This window comes from Photorhabdus aballayi, from assembly GCF_026153155.1.
Lineage (GTDB): Bacteria > Pseudomonadota > Gammaproteobacteria > Enterobacterales > Enterobacteriaceae > Photorhabdus > Photorhabdus luminescens.
In genome coordinates, this window is record NZ_JAPFCD010000117.1 from 1 (window position 1) to 2,707 (window position 2,707).

The following is a 2,707-nucleotide window of genomic DNA, read 5'->3' on the forward strand; positions in this document are numbered from 1 at the left end:
CGGCTTTAGCTGCTGCTGTGGCGGCGGTGCAGAACCCGACTCCCGGCATCATCTGGGAAACAGGGGCAGACGGCGAGCTTAAAGTCTCGCTGGACAGCCTGCACTGGTGTATCCGGGGATTAGCGTCCGTTAAATCGGGCGCGGTTGCCATGAAGCTCAATGCGCAGGTCATTGATACCCAAAGCGGCGTGATGTTCCTGGATGGCGTTGACCTGATGAGCGCACGCAGCCGTCAGGGTTACGCACGAACAGCAGCGGCCGAGCTGGGGCTGGCCGAGGGGGATATTCGCCGGGCTCTGGGGCAGGTGTTACTGGCGGTTGAACAGTGGCAGCAGCGGGCGGAAAGGGGGACTGAGCAGAAAACGCCGGAGATGAACGAAGCCGAGCGGACCGCAGCACTGGCGTTGCTGCAAGACCCGAACCTGACGGCGCGTATCACCGCGGATTTAGCCGCCTGCGGCGTGGTCGGCGAATCAACCAACCTGCTGGCCGGGTATCTGGCCGCCGTCAGCCGCAAACTCGCCAAACCGTTAGCGGTGCTGATACAGAGCAGCAGCGCAGCAGGCAAATCATCCTTAATGGACGCGGTCCTCAATCTGATACCCCAGGAAGAACGGGTGCAGTACAGCGCCATGACGGGGCAGAGCCTGTTTTATCTGGGTGAAACCAACCTGCAACACAAGATACTGGCAATCGCCGAAGAGGAAGGGGTACGGCAGGCCGCCTATGCGCTCAAGCTGCTGCAAAGTGACGGCGAGCTGACCATTGCCAGTACCGGCAAGGATGAAGCAACGGGCAACCTTGTCACCAAAAGCTACACGGTCAAAGGCCCGGTGATGCTGATGCTGACCACCACCGCCATTGATGTAGACGAAGAACTACTGAACCGTTGTCTGGTGCTGACCATCAACGAATCGCGGGAACAAACCGAAGCCATCCATGCGTTGCAGCGCCACCAACAGACCCTCGAAGGGTTGCTGGCTGAAAACGAACGCGACTATCTCACTGCGTTGCACCAGAACGCCCAGCGGTTGTTGCGTCCGCTGAATGTGGTCAATCCTTACGCCTCACAACTGACGTTCATGTCCGACAAGACCCGCACGCGCCGTGACCACATGAAATACCTGACGCTCATCCAGAGTATCGCCCTGCTTCATCAACATCAGCGGGCAGTCAAAACCACTGAGCACCGTGGCAAGACCATTGAATACATTGAAGTCACCAAAGGCGATATCCAGCTCGCCAACCGCCTCGCGCATGACATCTTAGGCCGGACGCTCGACGAGATGCCGCCGCAGACGCGCAGGCTGTTGCTGCTGATACAAGGCTGGGTCAGGGAAAGCGGTCAGCCGCGCCATGACATGTTGTTTACCCGCAAAATGCTGCGGGATGCGGTGCAGTGGGGCGATACCCAGCTGAAAATCCATATCTCCCGGCTGGTTGAAATGGAATACCTGCTGCTGCACCGGCGCGGACTGACATTCATCTACGAGCTACTGTTTGACGGCGAAGACAGCGACACCACGCACCTGAGCGGGCTGATAGCGCCCTGAATGGGACGGTATGACATCGCCCAGTCGGAGTAAAGCATTAAATGGTCGCCTTCCAGTCGGTATCAGGTCGGCAAGAGGTCGGGTTAACCGTATCAGCTCAAAGGCAGGCACAACACGGCTTCACAACAAAACGGTCGGTTCAGCGAAAAATCATCGTTCCGGCAGGACAGGATAAAAAAACCGTAGCATACCGACAGAACACCCATCAAAAACAAACGATGGCAACAAAGACAAACGATAGCAACACAACCTCCTCTTCACCGACATGACACACAGGGAAAACTTATGCAGACACAACACGACGTTACCCTCGCCACACTGCGCCAGCTTCTTGCGACGTATCTGGAAATCCGGACGGTCAGCGGGTACAGTCTCAGCACGGTGGCCAACTATCAGGACGCCCTGACCCCTTTCGTGGACTGGTGCGAGCAGCGAGCAGTCTGTCATGCACCGCAGGTGAGCTTAACGGTTCTCGAAAGCTGGCAGCGTTATCTTCGCAATTATTGCAAGGCAGATGGAGAGCACTACAGCAACAACAGCCAGTTACAACGGCTGACCATGATACGAGTCTGGTTCCGCTGGTTATTGCAGCGCCACCATATCTTATATAACCCGGCGGAGCAGCTTGTTATACCCAAAGCCGAACGGCGGCTACCTGCTCAGGTGTTGAGTGAAACAGAGACAGACCAGGTGCTGGCGAGTCTCGACGCACAGACCCCGCTCAAACTGCGCAACCGGGCGATACTGGAAGTGTTCTGGAGTACAGGCATCCGACGTATGGAGCTGATTAACCTGCGGCTGGGCGACATTGATATGCATCGCGGAGTACTGGTCGTGCGGCAGGGCAAAAATCGGCAAGACCGGGTCGTACCAATAGGCACGCGTGCACTGCACTGGCTGACACGGTATCTGGACCGTGTACGCCCGCATCTGGCGTGGAAACATGACAGCGGGCACGTGTTTATCACCCGTAAGGGCAAACCGCTGGCCCGTACCACGCTGACACTGATGGTAGGCAAAACCATCCGTGAGGAAGCAAAGCTCAACAAACCCGGTGCCTGTCATCTGTTCCGGCATTCAATGGCAACGCAGATGCTGGAAAACGGCGCAGATACGCGCCACATTCAAGCGCTGCTGGGACACAGGAAACTGGA

The 2,707-nt window shown here is 57.1% G+C and carries 3 protein-coding genes; all 3 read left to right on the top strand.

Annotation, left to right across the window (positions count from 1 at the left end; translation table 11 throughout):
* Positions 1 to 1,553 (top strand): MTBMA_p00010-related P-loop-containing protein (locus tag OO184_RS24705; protein ID WP_512699430.1); only part of this gene is annotated, 1,553 nt, incomplete at its 5' end.
* A gap of 41 nt (positions 1,554 to 1,594) precedes the next feature.
* Positions 1,595 to 1,822 (top strand): hypothetical protein, encoded by a 228-nt coding sequence (locus OO184_RS24710; RefSeq protein ID WP_265381423.1) that lies wholly within the window; start codon positions 1,595 to 1,597, stop codon positions 1,820 to 1,822.
* Positions 1,823 to 1,838: 16 nt separating this feature from the next.
* On the top strand, positions 1,839 to 2,707 hold an 869-nt coding region (xerC, locus tag OO184_RS24715; protein ID WP_265381424.1), incomplete at its 3' end, for a site-specific tyrosine recombinase XerC.